This is a genomic window from Pseudorhodobacter sp. W20_MBD10_FR17 (genome assembly GCF_052119765.1).
Lineage (GTDB): Bacteria > Pseudomonadota > Alphaproteobacteria > Rhodobacterales > Rhodobacteraceae > Pseudorhodobacter.
Genome location: NZ_JBGQOQ010000036.1, coordinates 1 through 17,209, shown reverse-complemented (window position 1 = coordinate 17,209; position 17,209 = coordinate 1). Strand labels below are relative to the sequence as shown.

Sequence of the window (17,209 nt, the reverse complement as noted above, 5' to 3'; positions counted from 1 at the left end):
TTCAGGTTGTTTTGATCGCGATGCGCTTGGGTTTGTCGTCTTCGGGGCGCTGCATCTCGACGGTCAGAACACCATTTGCAAAACGTGCCTCAATCTGATCAGGATTAATCCGAAACGGCAGTTCGACCGAGCGCAAGAACGTTCCATCCACACGCTCGCGGCGATGCCAGGCGATGTTATCGCCTTTCTCGGAATCAGGATATGTCCCGCGAATAGAAAGCATAGTGTCCTTGACCGTCAGCTCGATGTCTTGCTCGGTCAGACCGGGAAGCTCGATCGTCATAACGATGCTATCCTGACCGGCCCAGAAGTTGACTGGCGGATAGCTCGCAGATGGGCCAGGCGCTCTGGACCCGGTAAAAAGCCGATTCATTTCGCTTTGCAGACGACGCATATCGGCAAACGGATCGCTGGTGTTTAGCGGAGAAAAGACTGTCTGTAGCATTGTAAGACTCCTTTTTGTGTCGAGGTGGAACAGGTGCTCAACCAGCCCCGGAAAGGCACAGACGAAAAGCCCGAAACCTCCGGATCGGTGGGCAATGTGAGAGAGATGCTCTTGGATTCTGGCTAGGCTTGGAATGCCGAGCGATCAGACGAAGCGGAGGTGCGCGCGCACCGCCGCAGATCTGAATGGCAGCTAAAAGGACGACTGCATTGAACGCGCCGTCCGCCATTCCACCACCTAGAGACCTGTTTTTGACATCTCCGCCCGACGATGTGGGAAGCAGTCGTTCAGCCGTCAAGAACAGCGAAGAAAATTTTTTCGGCACCCAATGCGAAAGGTTTTGAATTCTCATTTTCTCTTCCTCAAGTTGATGCGCGTCCGTCCTGAGAGGGTTGCAGGTGCGCGCGACGCGGCAGGTCCGTAGGCCCTTTTCAAAGGCCAAACGGGTAGGTTTCGTCCTCTGTGGTATTCGTCAATGTGGGTAACGCAGTGACCGCCTGTGTTTGGTCGAACCAAACGAAAGCGTCATATTGATCGGGCAGGGTCGCATAGCTGTAATGGCTCGCCCGTTCAGTCTCGGGTCGGTAAATGACGCCAATGTATCGCTGTAATCTTTGCTGGCTCAAAAGCCGTAGGAACTCAGGTGATTGACCCTTTTTGAAATCCCATAGGAAGCGTTCAAGATCGACGTCGTGGCACAATGCCTCGTAACTATCGGGGCGCGGGGGGCGAATGACTTTGGTCTCAATCGGGGCATTCCACTCGGACGCGGCAGCAACGGTGCCCGATCCTGTTCCAAATCCGATAAGGGCGGCTGTATCTCCGTATTCATCGCGGCAAAGCTGACCGATGTTCAGCTCGCCACGGATGCGGCCCATATCGGTGTAACGCGCATCGCCGATGTGGGAATTATGCGCCCAAACCACAACTTTTTCGTTTGGTCCAGAATGGCTCAGGATTTGGCGCAGAGTCTGGAACATGTGCTGGTCGCGCAGATTCCAAGACACTTGTGAGCCGTAATACATCGCGCGGTAATACCGCTCGGCATTGATCACCAGCCGTGCATTTTGTGCGGCATCAAAGAATTGATCCCCATCTTGCGCAGTATAGTCCAATTGCTTCTTGAACAAATCAATCAGGATTTGCGTGACCGGCTTTTCGCATTCAGAAAACCCACGGGTCAGGGCCGCGCGCCCATAGGCTGCGGGGGCATGCGACCATGCCGACAGGCAGGCATAACGTGACCGGGCCACCTCGGCTGCCGTTTCGTCGACACGGTCAAGATACTTCAGCACCGCCGCCATCGACGCGTTCATATTATAAAGGTCGAGGCCATAGAACGCGACGCGGTCGTCAACCTTTCTTGTCTGGTTATATTGCTCCAAATAACGGGTGAAAGCCTCGAACTCGGCGTTGCGCCACATCCATGTGGGAAAGCGTTCAAAGGCAGGAGTTTTCATTGCCTCGGGGCGTTTGTGCCGGATGAAGCGGTCAACCATTGCGGCATCAGGCCAATCAGCTTCGACTGCAACACTTGTAAAACCGTGTTCTTCGATCAGGCGGCGGGTGATGGCGGCTCGCGCGCGATAGAATTCCGATGTGCCATGCGACGCCTCACCCAAAAGCACCACTCGCTTTGATCCGAACCGATCAAAGGCTTTTGCAAAATTGGGATCATTGATCAGGGGCAACGGTTCTGCGGCAGCGCGCAAGACAGAACGGGCGGTGTCGGTTTTTGGCGGCGGTACGGGCTTTGGACGTGTCGTCAGGCGTTGGGTGAGATGCGCCTTAAACCAATTGGCGGCATGGTCGACGGCGATGTCCAGTGTGCCCGACTCTTCAAACAAATGACCGGCACCCGCAACGATTTCCAACGCCTTTTCACAAGTCAGCGCAGCAAAGGCTTGTTCGTTCAGCTTGATAACATCAAAATCCAGACTTCCGACGACCAGTAACGTTGGGCTAGTGACATGCGGCAGGTAAGCCATAGCCAAATCGGGCCGACCGCCACGCGACACGACAGCAGCCACCCGACCCTTTAGTTCCGCCGCCGCGACAAGCGCCGCTCCCGCACCTGTGCTTGCCCCGAAAAGGCCAAGTGGCAAATCTTCAAGGTCAGGCTCGGAGGTGATCCAGATCGAGGCTTCGACCACGCGGTCAGCAAGCAGCGGAATGTCAAAAACGTTGCGGCGGTCTTGCCCCTCCTGCGGAGTCAAAAGATCAAACAGAAGCGTTGCAAACCCTTCGGCGTTCAGTTTCTCGGCGACATATGTGTTACGCGGGCTAAGTCGACTGGATCCGCTGCCATGTGCAAACAAGACGATACCGCGCGGGTTTGGTGGAACCGTCAGATCGCCGGGAAGTCCGAGTGGCGGAATAGACACCTGCCTTTTGTGGGTGGCTACTGTGACAGCGCGTGCGGTATTTGCCGGGCCATTTGAAACCTGAGCAAGCAGTGCCACTGTTTCGTCGTCCGTCAACTGATGAAAGTCGCGATAAAAGCCGCCTACGCCGCGGAATTCTGTTGCTGGATTCAGGTAAATGATGTCATCGGCCTGATCGGAGATGTCGTCTAAAGCCGTCCTTGGAGCGACCGGAAGGGCAACTATGATCCGCCTTGGATTGCTACGTTTCAGCCCAATCAACGCCGCCTTCATTGTGGCACCAGTGGCCAGCCCATCGTCTACAACAACAACGGTTCGACCCCTTGGGTCCAGCCTTGCCCGATCACCGAGATACAGTTTTTTGCGTCGCTCAAGCTCGGCTCTTTGGCTGGCCACAGCAGTCGAGATATAAGCCTCATCAGCACCAGAGAGGTGTTTCACACTTTCGTTGATAACGATCTCTCTGCTTACGCCCTCTACAATTGCACCAAGGGCGACCTCCGGATTTTGCGGGGCGCCGATTTTGCGTACAAGCAGCAAGTCAAGCGGCGCATGAAGCGACTTTGCGATCTCGACGGCTACGGGCACTCCGCCGCGGGGCAGGGCATAGATCAGGGGCTGGTCAAGTCCCAGTGCCGCCAGAGCTTCGGCCAATTGCCGACCTGCGTCAGCGCGATTGATGAATATTAAAGGTATGTGTTCCATGCGACTGATTCTAGGGCATCTGGGCATTTGCCTATTGCGCAAAATCAATCGACCCGAACTTTTTTGCGGGCTTAATCCGTTTTAAGGAGCCGTCACTGCCACACCTTTTGGATGACTGTTTCAGAGGTCATCCAAAACCATTGTTTACAGCAAAGTTTGGCTTTGTGGCTAAAGTCTGGCTGTCGCGCACCAGAGTTATGCTGACCTGTTGGCCACAAGAGCGATGTCGCCGAACCCACGACTGTAATCAGCAAGCCTCTGCCAGCTTGGACAAAGTTCGACGGATCTATTGATCGGAATCAATTGAGGCAGGATAATCTTCCTTAGTCGTCAAATCACGTTCGTACTTTGCCATGTGTGGAGGTGAGACATACTATATGATGGACGAAAAAATTATTCCGGATTTAATGTGGCAGTTGGGGCCCGGTGGGCGATCGCTTGTGTCAGGAGTTCAGCCAAAGCGGGATGAGCTGATCTATGAATTGCAGAAATATATTCATGTTTTAGGGCCAACGCCGAGACGCTGCCTTGAAACGCTCGCAGAACTTGGGTTGTCTGATCCGGAGATTGGACGTTACTTTAATATACCGAGAGATATTGTCACCGGTCTTCGGCAGGTCTGGAAAATTGACGGTGAGAAATAACACCATCTTGCGGCTTTCCGTGGCGGGAATAGGTTGAATTACCTGACGGTCAGAACGCTGCAATGCGCGTGATGCAACACCTTTTGCGACACGCTGCCCAGAACCGTGCTTTTAAGTACGCCCAGTCCTCGCGACCCGATGACGATCATGTCGACTTTGGACTCCCTGGCGGCGATCACGATTTCTTCGGCGTAATCGCCTGTGCGGACAGATGTTTTGATGTTTTTCACACCTTGTTTAGCGCAGCGTGCTTTTGCGCTGGCGGTGATCTGCTCTCCGAGAACTGAAATGATTCTTGCGGTTCTGGCGTCCGTCGGATCGCCTCCCAGTAATTCAGGATAGCTTCCTGGCGCATACACTTGGCCCGGTGAGACTATTGAATGCGCTTCTTTGACAAGATGTTCGACCTCAGCCATGTGGACGAACTCCTCAGGCGGACGTCCGTGCATCAAAACATGCACTATGAACAGGTCTGCGTTCAGTTTGCTTGCCAGTTCAGCTGCGATGTCGATGGCCCGTTTTGCGTTCTCGGACCCATCAACGGCCAGTAGGATTTTGTCGATCATTGCTTTGCTCCTTATGAGATATGTGATGCGAATTGCCTTTAACTTTTGAATGAATTGCCGCGGCATCATCGGTGACAAGCGTCAACCGTCTTGAACCGTTCGCCTGCGAGGCGGCGCCTAAATCTGATTGCTTATAAAGGTAGTCTCGCGTCAGAGGGACGGCATTGATATTTCGTGACACCTGAAATTGGAACACTGCTTGCGGGCCATTGCGAAAAGTTTGTTCGCTGGCGGCAAGATAAAAGCGCCACATCCTGACAAAGCGTTGATCATACATCGCCGCTATCTCAGCTTCATTGTGATGAAACCGGTTGTACAAGTGGCGCAGCGTATTGGCGTAGTGCAGACGCCAACATTCGATATCCGTCGCCCACAGTCGGGCTTTCTCAACGGCGCTCATGGTTTCTGAAACGGTGGGAATGTAGCCACCTGGAAAGATATATTTGGCGATCCACGGATTCGTACCATTCGGGGGGGCAGCCCAGCCAATCGTGTGGATGAGCGCAATGCCATCCGGCGAAAGCCCATCGCGGACTGTCTGGAAATACTTATCAAAGTGGCGCAGTCCCACATGTTCGAACATCCCGACAGAGACTATCCTGTCAAAGCTTTGATTTACGTCGCGGTAGTCACAGAGCCGGAAATGAACCCTGTCTGCCAGACCTTCGCGTTTCGCACGCCGTGTTGCATAGGCATGCTGCTCTTGCGACAGAGTGATGCCGACAACGTGGGCACCATAGTCCTTGGCCAAGGTCAGCGCCATTCCGCCCCAGCCGCATCCTATATCCAATACGGACATTCCCGGCTTGATCATCAGTTTGCGGGCGATATGTTCTTTTTTGTCCGCCTGCGCCTGATCCAGTGTCTCGGTCGTGTCTTTGAAATAGCCGCACGAGTACTGACGATCTTCGTCTAGAAAGAGCTCGTACAAACGCCCAGAAAGATCATAATGATGTGCTACGTTGCCACGTGCGCTTTCTATGCCGTTGTTTTGCGCCAACCACCGAAGGGCGGCGCGTGATCTAAGTAGTGGCTTTTGCCACCAGACCCGATTTCCTGCGGCGTGGTGAACATTGCGAACGATCATTGCCAAAAATCCTTGCAGATCATCCCCGTCAATGGTCAGCGACCCGTTCATATAAGCTTCACCCAACGCCAGTTCAGGGTTGAGAGCCAAATGTCTGATCGTGGCAGCAGTGTGCAATCGCACGGTCACCGGATGTCCGGTCTGGTTTCCATATTCGAAAAGGTCACCATCTGGCATCATTACACGCAGGACCCCGTCGTGAAACATTGACCCAAGCATTCTGTCGAGTGCGTATTTTGAAAGTTTCATCAGAGCACACTTTTCCGAGTTTCACTGAGGGCAATCTGACTGTGGTGGTGTTACTAGCCGTGCATCACGATCAGACTCTTGCCCTAAAGACATCGAATTGAAGCGGAAATGCCGAAATGCTGCCGCTCGTCTGCCAAGTCTGGCGGATGAATTCGGAAACAGTTTGATTTATATCAATTGATGAAGGCCGTTCGCACCTAGCGTGTCAGAGTGCGGTTTACTCATTTGAAATAGTAGCTGCCTTTTCAGTGTTCTTCTGAAGGTTGGCGCAAAAGATTTTCCTTATTTTTCGATCGAAAACCGCAGTGATTACCGAAGAACACTTTTGAAGGATTGCACGGATGACGACAAAAGCATCACATGAGGACCAACCCTCAAAATCAGGCCTGAGCCTAGAGCGATCCGACGTTCTTTTTTTCATTGATAATGGACCGGTGGCCCAAGCGGCTATCCACCATGCGCAAAAAGTGGCCAGTGCTTTTCACGGGAAGGTAGTCGTGGTGCAGGTGTTGTGTAAGCCCACCAACTTGAGTGGTCCGATTGATCCGGTGGATTGGAGCATCAAGAAGCAACAGACTGTGAACCGGCTGGAACTTTTGACAAAGAAGGCCAAAGACGCCGCACATCCCTGCAGCATTGAACTGCTTGAGGGCCAATGCATCGGTCAGATCAAGGCTTTTATGGAGCATCGGCAAGGGGATATTGCGGCTTCTCCGCGGTCCCGTAGTGATATGGGCTGGCATTCTAGCGAGACAGCGTGGGGAGTGCTTATGTCAAAAAGCGCCGCCGTTCTGATGATCCCGGATGATGCGATTATTGAGCCGAACACGCCATATCGTCGGATCCTTGTGCCGTTGGACGGCTCGTCCCGTGCGGAGGCAGCTTTACCAAAAGCCATATTCTTGGCAAGGGCAGAATCTGCTGAACTGATGCTATGCTATGTTGCCCCTGACCCCGGGCTGACGGCGTTTGGGGCAAAGGATCAAGAGGCTGAACGCCTGCACGTCCTCGTCAAAAAAAGGAATGAACAGGCCGGCAAAACCTATCTTGCCCAGATCAGAAAAAAGCTGGAGCAAAACGGTCTGAAAATTGCTGTCAGACTTTCCAGCGACGGCGATGCGCGGCGCGCGCTGATTAAAATTGTATCGCAAGAAGCCGTCGATTTTGTGGTCATGGCGACACATGGGCAAAGCGGGCACAATGACGTGCCGACCGGGGACGTGGCGCGATTTATTCTGGATAAGGCGGATGTTCCGGTACTTCTGTTGCGCTATCGGAATGGTCGCGACAAAAACCACTCCTTTGGTAAAGTGGTGCCGACTGGAATCCGGCTGCCCGTTGGCACTGACTGATGAGCGAACCGGGCGGACAATCAAGCGACACAAGAACAGGGCCGTATGCCGCTGCGTCGCGCCACGCGGATGTGGCCGGGCAGCCTGCCTTGCTTGATATCTACCGTGTCTTGCCGACTTTGAATGACTGGTTCGAGGACGTCCGCATCTATTGTGCCGCCGCGCCTGCCTCTCAAGAGCGTGCGGCCAATTGGATTTTAGATAATGATTACCAGATCATCCGTGCCTTGCGACGCCTTAGTGAGGATCTACCCCGGAAATTCTACGACAGGCTTCCGGCGCTTGAAGGGCCGCAAGGTGCCGGGAGCCTGCGTATTTTTGCCGTGGCGCAGGCTGTATTTGATGATCTGGATCCTCAGATCACGCTGACGACTTTAGTTGATTTTGTAGGAAAATATCAGCAATCGGTGGAACTTACCAATGCCGAGCTATGGGCGTTGCCATCCATGCTTCGACTGGCGTGCCTTGAGCGTTTCATTCATGCCGTTGGCGTGATGGACCCAAAGCTGATGGTGCCAGTCAAGCCGAGCTCGGACACATTTGCTGCAACAGATGCGCGGCCTGTCGATCACATTGCAAAAACAATAACCAATCTGATCGCGATTGATGCCATCAAATGGTCGGACTTTGTTGACGATGTCAGTTGTATTGAAGCGGAATTGGTAAAAGACCCCGCCGGTATTTATGCCGCTATGACATTTGAGACCCGCAACCAATATCGCCGCGTGATCGAAGAATTGGCTTGGCGTTGTGACAGTTCGGAATCCGAAGTGACCCGCAAGGCGGTCGCTTTGTCCCAAAATCAAGATCCAAACACCAGCGGCTACCACGTTGGATATTGGCTGATCCATGACGGATCGACGGTGCTCGAGACTGCTTTGAATTGCCGGGTTTCGTGGCTTTTGGCATTTCAGCGCCGTTTGGTGCGACACAAGGGCGCACTTTATGCTGCGGGTCTGATCTTTCTGGTAATTGCGGCGACGTGTGTGTCCGTCATTTATTTGTGGCTTCACGATGCCACATTGGGGCAATGGGTTTTTGGCCTCGGCCTTACTTTTCTGCCAGCAACGATCCCGAGCGTCTGGTTGGGTCACTGGATCATCATGCGCTTTGGTCGGCCTGAGGTGTTGCCCGAGATGGATTTCTCGAAGGCAATTCCGCAGGAATTTGCGACCGCCGTCGTGATCCCCGTTATAATCGGGTCCCGCGCAGAGGTGGACGTAATCGCGGAAAAGATCGAAATACTGCGTATTGCGAACCCTGACCCGGCGTTTCGATTTGTGGTGCTTTCGGATCTGTCCGATGCGCAGGCAGAAACGTTGCCGGATGACACCCAGATCGAGGCAGCACTGCAAAACCGGATTGACGACCTTAACAGCCGCTATCTGTCGGATGGTGGCCCGCCGTTTATGCTGTTGCATCGACGTCGCAGGCACAACCCGGCTGAAGGCTGCTGGATGGCTTGGGAACGCAAGCGTGGCAAAATTGAAGACTTCAACCGCTTCGTTCTGGGCCAGATTAGTAATGCATTCGATGTGGTGGCGGGACCCGTCGAAACGCTGCGTGGCATCCGGTATGCAATCACGCTGGATGCAGACACACGGCTACCGCCAGCATCTGCGGTGCGCCTTGTTGGAATTTTGGCGCATCCGCTGAACAAGGCGATCATTGACCACGAAAGCGGTCGGGTCGTTTCCGGTCATGCCATCTTGCAGCCGCGGATCGAGATTTTGCCCAAGCTGGGCAAAGGCACGCACTTCACACATCTTTATGGTGGGGATACGGCCATAGATATCTATAGTCGGGCCGTGTCTGATGTATATCAAGATCTGTTTGGCACGGGTATCTACGTTGGCAAGGGCATCTACGATATAGCAGCCCTGCATCAAAGCATGTCGGGCCGCATCCCGGACAATCATATCCTAAGCCACGATCTGTTCGAGGGCCTTCACGGGCGGGCCGCATTGGTCAGCAATCTGGTCCTTTATGAAGATCTACCCGCGACCTATCCAGAATTCGCTTTGCGTCAGCATCGTTGGATGCGAGGTGACTGGCAGCTTGTTCCGTGGCTTGGTCGCACGGTGCCCGCCGTGGATGGGCGGACCAAACCGACAACCCTGTCAGCGCTGGATCGCTGGAAGATGGTGGATAATTTGCGGCGCAGTCTTATGCCGCCTGCGCTGTTGCTGTTTTTTCTAGGTGGGTGGTTGCTTTTGCCGGGCAGTGCGTTGGTCTGGACAGCGCTTGCGCTTGCGGCACCCGGTAGTTATTTAATCGGCGAAGTGTTTGCCATTGCAACCGGAGGCATTCGGCGCGGCGCACTGGGCAATGCAATCCACCAGATCAGGGCCACAGGCGGGCGCTGGTTTTTTTCTATCGTGTTCCTCGTCAGCGACACATTGATCGCGCTGGATGCAATTTTCCGGACGCTTTGGCGGGTCTATATCAGCGGTCAGAACCGGCTTGAATGGACTTCGGCGGCACATGCGTCGACCAAATTAGCGCTCGGGAATCTCCGTCACCAATCGTGGCAATTGATGTGGCCCTCTTCAGCGCTCGCTGTACTGATGGCGGCGCATCTGGCGCTCTTCGATCTTCAGGGGTTCTGGACGGCTGTTCCGATTCTTGTACTTTGGCTGATCGCGCCAGAGTTATCTGTGTGGAGCGCGCGTCCACGATATTTTCGCGCGCAATCTTTGACCGAACTGCAGCGCAAATTCCTGACCCTTGCGGCGCGGCGCACATGGTATTTTTTTGAGACCTTCGTGGGACCAGATGACAACTGGTTACCACCCGACAATTACCAGTATGGCGAAAATGAAGAGATCGCACACCGCACATCGCCAACCAATATCGGCATGTTTCTTGTTTCGACACTGGCAGCGCGTGATATGGGATTCATCACGACAGGTGATCTTGTGGTAAGGGCTCGGAATACTTTTGAGACGCTTGCCCGAATGACCGTCTATCGCGGTCACATTCTGAATTGGTATGACACCCGGACGCTGGAACCACTGGAGCCGCGATATGTTTCGGCCGTTGATAGCGGCAATCTGGCGGTGTCACTGATCACTTTGAAGCAGGGATGCCTTGAACTGATCGGACGCCCGGCAATCGGTGTTGCGAATGTCCAGAGCCTTGAGACAACGCTAGATCTGTTGTCAGAGGCGCTTCGCGAGGTGTCTGGGCAAGACTTTTCAGCTTTGGATCAGACCGAGCGCGCCATTCGTGACGCGATTGCGCAAGCTGCTATGTCACCGCTGCAATGGAAAAACTGCCTTGCCATGCTTGGCGGTACGCATTGGCGAGCACTTGAAGCACAAGTCTTGGATACAATTGAAAAAACGCCGAACCTTTCAGAAGAACTGTCATCGGACATTACAGCATGGCTGGAACGGTTCGAACATGATTTGCATGCAATTGCGCGCGACATCGACACGTTCATGCCTTGGCTGCGCGTGATCGCCGATTGTCCGGACAGTGTTGCTGTGGAAGCCCATGAAATCGTTTCTCAATTGTATGAAAAGGTTGCTCCGATTGACGAAGCGGTTTCGGTAGAGGCATTCGATGAAACTTTTAAGGTATGGCACGCGGATTATCCTGATGCGTGTATTGCTACACTGACATGGCTGGATGCGTTGCGGCAGTCAGTGCAGATGGGATTCGAACAGCAAACAGCGTTGCGCGATGCCCTTCGCAACATTGCTGACAAGGCGGATCAGTTGGCCTTCGGCATGGATTTTGCGTTTCTTTATGATTCCTCGGTGCGGTTGTTCTGGATCGGCTACAATCAAAGCCTCGGAAAAATGGACACCAGCCACTATGATCTTTTGGCGACAGAGGCCCGTCTGGCCAGCTATTTTGCTATCGCCAAGCATGACGCGCCCATAGAACACTGGTTTGCCTTTAGTCGCCCGATCACGCGGCTTCAGGGCAAACCGTCGATCCTATCGTGGAACGGGTCGATGTTTGAATACCTGATGCCGCCGCTTTTTTTGCCGAGTTACCGCGATACTTTGTTGGGGGAAAGCGAGCTGACGGCTGTTGATTTCCAGCGCACATATTGCCGCGAACGGGGTGTGCCGTGGGGCATATCGGAATCCGCGTTTGCCACAACCGATACGCGGGGCACCTATCAATACCGTGCCTTTGGCGTACCTGGTCTCGGGATACGCAGGGGGTTGACCGAGGACCTTGTTGTGGCACCTTATGGCTCGGCGCTGGCGCTTTGTGGTTGGCCAGAAGCGGCAGCCGAAAACCTTGGCGCGCTTGCACAGCTTGGCGCGCTGACCAGATACGGTTTTATCGAAGCGCTGGATTTCACGCCCGACCGGAAGGGGCCGGATCGCGACTTTGTTGCTGTCACGACGTTCATGGCGCATCATCAAGGTATGGTTCAAACGTCCATCGCCAATGCCCTTCATGGCGATATAATGGTTCGCCGCTTCCTGAGGGAAAAGCCAATCCGGGCTATGGATCTTTTGTTGCAAGAGCGTGTGCCGTGGGATGTGCCGCTAGAGACCGGCCGCGCGGATGAGGTCTGGGATCACCCTTCTGACTTGCATCAACCACCCGCGCTTGCGCCGTGGGTTCCATCACCGGATTTGGTTGTGCCGCCAGTTCATCTGCTCGGGAATGGCCGCATGTCGTCTTTGATAACGCAGAGCGGGGGCGGTGGTTTGAGCTTGAAAGACACAGCTTTAACGCGATGGCGGCCTGATTCCACCCGTACGAGCCATGGGATGTGGGTTTATCTTAAGGATGTCGAACGTGATGATCTATGGTCACTGGGTTCAGCGCCTGCAAGTCTCCCAGGTGCCGATACCAAGTGTGTCTTTCACCAACACATGGTTGAGTTTTTGCACCGTCACGATGGCATCGTTGCGCGCATGGATATCACCGTCGCGCCTTATGATGACGTGGAAGTTCGTCGTGTGACCCTTGTGAACGAGAGTGATGCCGAGCGCACAATTGACGTAACGACCTATTCCGAGGTTGTTTTGGCCCCCGCGCTGGACGATGAACGGCATCAAGCCTTCAGCAAGCTTTTTGTTCACAGTAGCTATCTGCCCGACGAACAGACATTGGTGTTCAGACGCAGGCCACGCCGCCCTGAAACCCGCCCTCCCGTTTTGTTACAAAAGTTGGTGGCTGCCGACCCAGATATTGTGGTTGCCGCATGGGAAACGGACCGTCACAGCTTTGTAGGACGAAATCAAAGCGCGCGGTCACCTGACGGACTGCAAAATGGCCTTGGCAAAGGCTCGGGTTGGACACTCGATTCCATGATGTCACTTCAGGTGCGTGTACAGTTGAAACCCATGGAGACAAAACAGCTTGTTTTCCTGACCATTGCCAGCTCATCGCGCAGCGAAGGTTTGAAGGTGGCTCAACGTTATCCGATCGGAACGATAGATCACGTCTTTCGGGACGCATTATCTGAAACCGGACGAACGGTGCAGCGGCTTGGGATCGCGCCGGAGCATTTGCCAGAACTGCAGGTGTTGTCATCCTTTTTGGTACATGCTCACCAGACCTTCCGCACGGCAGCTCCGACAGACACTAGCGGGTGGAATGGCCAACCAGACCTCTGGCGTTTCGGCGTTTCAGGGGATTATCCCATCCTTCTGCTTGTGCTTTCAGATCACGAAAGCTCTACACTGCTTGATATTTTAGTGCGCGGTCACCGCTTGTGGCGCCAGTCTGGTTTGAAGGTCGATCTGGTTATTCTGCGCGACGCGGCAACCAGTTACGAAGAGCCTTTGCGCGAAAAAGTGCTGTCTGTGGTCAGCGATACCCATACGACCGGCCTGTTGGGCATGCGGGGCGGTATCCACCTGCTTGCAGGCGATCAAATGGCGGCCTCTTTGCGGTGCGGGTTAGAGGCAGCGGCTCATGTCGTGCTTCACGACGAGAAAAAGACGTTGAGAGAGATGCTGGACAAGGCCATGGAAGCAGCAGACCAAGCACCGCCATTCATGCCCGAACCATCCTTGCGTTACAATCAAGTGCCTCCCATCGCTGAGCCGGACAACCTACAATTCGACAATGGATTTGGCGGATTTGATCCTGAAACCGGTGATTATCTTATCCATCTTGCGCCGGGCATGCACACGCCAGCGCCTTGGTCCAATATTCTTGCGAATAACGATTTTGGCTGTCTTGTCAGCGAAGCTGGTCTTGGTATGACTTGGGCGGTCAACAGCGGCGAGCACCGGATTACGCCTTGGTCAAACGATCCTGTCGCGGATTTGCCGGGCGAAATTTTGTATATGCGAGATGAAGCTGACGGCGATGTCTGGACAACAACGCCGCAGCCGCTGGGGCAACAGTCTGATTGTCAGATCCGGCATGGCATGGGATTCACGCGGTGGAGCAAGAACAGTCATGGATTGGAGCAAGAGCTCTTATGCTTTGTTTCGGTTGAAGAGGCGGTAAAGCTCGTCAAGCTGCGCCTAACTAATCGGTCGGGGCAGGCGCGCCAAATAACAGCTACATATTACGCAGAATGGCTGCTTGGCGCGCTTGGCAGCGTTTCCCGCCCGCATGTTGTTAGCCATTATGATGCGGCGGTTAAGGCCATCGTCGGCCGCAACCTTTGGAATACCGAATTTGCATCGCGTGCGGCATTCCTGACGGCGTCACTGGACCCGCACAGTGTTACTGGCGACCGGCACGATTTTCTTGGCCATGAGGGCGATGTGTTCGACCCGAATGGGCTGAGGCGTTGGGATTTGGGCGGGCACTTTCCCAAAGGCGGTGACGCGTGTGCGGCGTATCAGGTGCATTTGCACATCCCACCAGGCGAACAGGCCGAGGTTGTCTTTGTATTGGGCGAAGTTGGGGATCTCGCGCTTTTACAACAGGTTGTCGAAAAATGGAAAGATGTTGGGCAGGTAGATCGTGCATTTGAGGCGCTGCAATTGGCGTGGAACAAAAGATTGGGGGCGGTTCAGGTCAAAACCCCTGATCCTGCGTTTGATCTGATGATCAATAAATGGTTGCCCTATCAGAATATGTCGTCGCGCATCATGGCGCGCGCGGGATATTATCAGGCCGGAGGCGCGTTTGGTTTCCGTGACCAGTTACAGGATGTTTTGGGTTTGCTGCTCAGTGATCCGGCACGCGCGCGCGAACACATCCTTCGCGCAGCTCACTATCAGTTTGAGCAAGGCGATGTCCTGCATTGGTGGCACCCGCCAGAAGGCCGGGGGGTGCGCACCCGATGTTCTGATGACTACCTTTGGTTGGCATATGTTACTGGGCGCTATGTAGAGGCGACTGGCGATACGGCAATCTTTGATGTGGAGGTCCCTTTTCTAAAGGCCCCAGAGTTGCGACCTGAAGAACATGACCGCTATGCGCTTTTTGATATTGGCGAAACGGGAACTTTGCTCGACCATTGTGTCCGTGCGCTGGACCTGATGATGGCGACAGGGTCACACGGTCTTCCGCTGATAGGTGGCGGGGATTGGAATGACGGCATGGACCGTGTTGGCAATGAAGGGTTGGGCGAAAGTGTTTGGCTTGCCTGGTTCCAGATTGCTACAGTCGGCATTTGTGCTCCCTTGATCCGGCGGGCCGGGCGCCCCGATGACGCAATGCGTTGGCAGGCCCATACCGAAACTCTAGTCGGCGCGTTGCAGAAACACGCGTGGGACGGGAGCTGGTATCTGCGCGCATTCGACGATGACGGGTTGCCATGGGGCGCCGCCCAGAATGACGAATGCCGGATCGATCTGATTGCGCAGGCGTGGTCGGTCCTATCTGGGTTGCCAGTGGATGACCGTGCGCGCACCGCTTTGAAATCGGCGGGTTCAGAACTTGTTGATGAAAAGGCGCGCCTCATTCGACTTCTTGCGCCGCCCTTTGACAAGACGAACCGTGACCCTGGGTACATTCACGCATATCCGCCGGGCATTCGCGAAAACGGCGGCCAATATACCCATGCAGCAACTTGGTTGGGCGCGGCCTATGTCGCGGTCAAAGATGGTGATCTTGCCTATCAGGTTTTTGATATCATCAACCCCATAGGCCGTACCTCCAGCACGAAAGCCGCCGAGCTATACCGTCGGGAACCGTATGTGTTGGCGGGTGACGTGTCTGGCGTGGGCGCGCAAACAGGGCAGGGTGGTTGGTCATGGTACACTGGGGCTGCGGGCTGGATGCTGCAGCTTGGCGTTGGCGGTATTTTGGGGGTTAAGCCTGAAAACGGTGCGGTTCGGCTGGAGCCTTGCCTGCCATCGGCATGGGGCTGTGCCTCGGTTGTTTTGCAGGGTGAAAGTGGTATCCTCGAAATAACCATTCAGGATCCCAATCACCTCGGGCGCGGCCGAGCCTCAATAACTGTGGATGGCAAGGTTTCAGCGCACCCTGCTGTGTCGTTTCCCGGCAAAGGCAAGACAAGGCATGTGATTTTGACCTTGAAACCGCCTTTGGCATGAACGCTAATTCCGCTAAATTTTGATGTCAGTTGATCCCGAGTAGCGACAGGTCGAAATCCTCGGCCGGTAGCCCCGCGATCTTGTCGCGCAGCATGGCCTCGTCCCACTCGCCCAGTTCGGTCAACTTATTCTCGGCGATGCGATAGGCCCGGGGTTCGGCCTCGTTCAAGTGGCTGAGCCGGATCACCGGCACGTGCTTCAAGCCCAGCATTGCCGCCGCCAGCACCCGGCCATGCCCGGCGATCAACTCTCCATCGTCGACTACCATGCAAGGCACGGTCCAGCCGAACTTCGCCATGCTGGCCGCAATCTTCGCAACCTGGTCGGTGCCGTGGATCTTGGCATTGCGGGCATAGGGCCGCAGCTGGTCAATCGGCCAAGTTTCAATCTGGCTCGGTGCAAAGACCAGGTCCATGGGCGGTTCTCATGTGTTGGGGCAGGCCGACGCGTGCGATCACGAAGGACCGGGCAGGGTCTGCGTGATGACAGGGCGGTCAGACGTAAGGAATAAAAAACGAAAGGGCCCACGACGGAAAACCTGCGGGCGCTATTTTTCGATGATCAATGTATGAGTCAAGGTGGGCAGACCTGTCAACAGGAACTCTGAAGTAGAACAAGGGTTGTCCAAAAGGGGGGGCTTCCATCTGGATTGAATGGCTTCCGAAACTGGCTGCCTTGCTTTCCCGTGGTGGATTTTAGGGTTTTTGTCAAGAATCCACCCTGAAGCACGTCGGGTGCCATGCAACTCTCTGTTATCTTGTGGTTTTATTTCTTGGAGGTGATGAAGTGGATTCCACGTGGATTCCCCGGTGAAGAATCCAGTCGCTAGCGAAATGCCGCGCTGCGCCCCCCCGCATACATTCGCGGTCGGGGAGGAACCATGCCAAGGGGGGCATGTTTGTCCTATCGGACTTAGTCAAGAGCGGCCCTGAGCGGACCTTCGCGATGGGTTCTAATCCTGAGGTGCAGCGTCCCCAAAGCGGCCATTCTTTCAAAGTGCAGCATTCTTGAGGTCCAGAAGTTGAATAGCCCCTTATGTATTGAGGCTTTGATACTCTGAGGCCGATCCAGCACATTTGGTTGAGCTGGATCGGGAAGGTTTACGCCGTTAGCCCTTTGTGGTGTGACCACGTAATCTAGACCGGCACCCTTAGATTTTCTGGCACCCCTAGATTTGTAGACGCCTTGATTGGTAATTTTGGAAGCAAGGGCGACGATATGTCCGGAGCTAAATTCACAGACGAGCTCAAGCGCGAGAGCTATGACTGAATCTGGTGTTTGGGCGGTTTGAAGGTTGGCGGCGTATCTGGTTGATTTGTTGTTGCGAGACAGC

8 protein-coding genes and 1 pseudogene are annotated in these 17,209 nt (G+C 54.5%); 3 read left to right on the top strand and 6 right to left on the bottom strand.

The annotated features are described in order from the left end of the window. Position 1: 1 nt before the first annotated feature. A complete protein-coding gene (locus ACEN2J_RS17645) occupies positions 2-445 on the bottom strand; it encodes an Hsp20/alpha crystallin family protein (protein ID WP_442107595.1) in 444 nt (147 codons plus the stop codon). Between the two features lie 431 nt (positions 446-876). After that, positions 877-3,534, bottom strand: a complete 2,658-nt coding sequence (locus ACEN2J_RS17640) for an erythromycin esterase family protein (protein ID WP_442107592.1) — start codon at positions 3,532-3,534, stop codon at positions 877-879. Between the two features lie 377 nt (positions 3,535-3,911). Between ACEN2J_RS17640 and ACEN2J_RS17635 the strand changes: the two genes are divergently transcribed. Continuing rightward, on the top strand, positions 3,912-4,178 hold the full coding sequence (locus tag ACEN2J_RS17635) for a hypothetical protein (RefSeq protein WP_442107590.1): 267 nt from the start codon (positions 3,912-3,914) through the stop codon (positions 4,176-4,178). Between the two features lie 38 nt (positions 4,179-4,216). Here ACEN2J_RS17635 and ACEN2J_RS17630 read toward each other — a convergent pair whose 3' ends face one another. Together ACEN2J_RS17630 and ACEN2J_RS17625 are read right to left on the bottom strand one after the other, a co-directional pair. After that, complete coding sequence (locus ACEN2J_RS17630) at positions 4,217-4,744, bottom strand: universal stress protein (RefSeq protein ID WP_442107588.1); 528 nt, start codon at positions 4,742-4,744, stop codon at positions 4,217-4,219. Beyond that, positions 4,716-6,080, bottom strand: a complete 1,365-nt coding sequence (locus ACEN2J_RS17625) for a class I SAM-dependent methyltransferase (RefSeq protein ID WP_442107586.1) — start codon at positions 6,078-6,080, stop codon at positions 4,716-4,718. Before ACEN2J_RS17625 ends, ACEN2J_RS17630 begins: the two co-directional genes overlap by 29 nt. A 341-nt stretch (positions 6,081-6,421) precedes the next feature. Here ACEN2J_RS17625 and ACEN2J_RS17620 point away from each other — a divergent pair, with 341 nt between their 5' ends. Both ACEN2J_RS17620 and ACEN2J_RS17615 read left to right on the top strand, forming a co-directional pair. Beyond that, on the top strand, positions 6,422-7,432 hold the full coding sequence (locus ACEN2J_RS17620) for a universal stress protein (RefSeq protein ID WP_442107584.1): 1,011 nt from the start codon (positions 6,422-6,424) through the stop codon (positions 7,430-7,432). Beyond that, on the top strand, positions 7,432-15,876 hold the full coding sequence (locus ACEN2J_RS17615; RefSeq protein WP_442107582.1) for a GH36-type glycosyl hydrolase domain-containing protein: 8,445 nt from the start codon (positions 7,432-7,434) through the stop codon (positions 15,874-15,876). Before ACEN2J_RS17620 ends, ACEN2J_RS17615 begins: the two co-directional genes overlap by 1 nt. A 31-nt stretch (positions 15,877-15,907) precedes the next feature. On the opposite strand, the pseudogene ACEN2J_RS17610 reads toward ACEN2J_RS17615, so the two are convergent. Then, positions 15,908-16,291: pseudogene (locus ACEN2J_RS17610) on the bottom strand (ParB/Srx family N-terminal domain-containing protein); the annotation flags it as partial. A gap of 497 nt (positions 16,292-16,788) precedes the next feature. Next, the coding region (locus tag ACEN2J_RS17605; protein WP_442107580.1) for a hypothetical protein at positions 16,789-17,209 on the bottom strand (421 nt) is incomplete at its 5' end.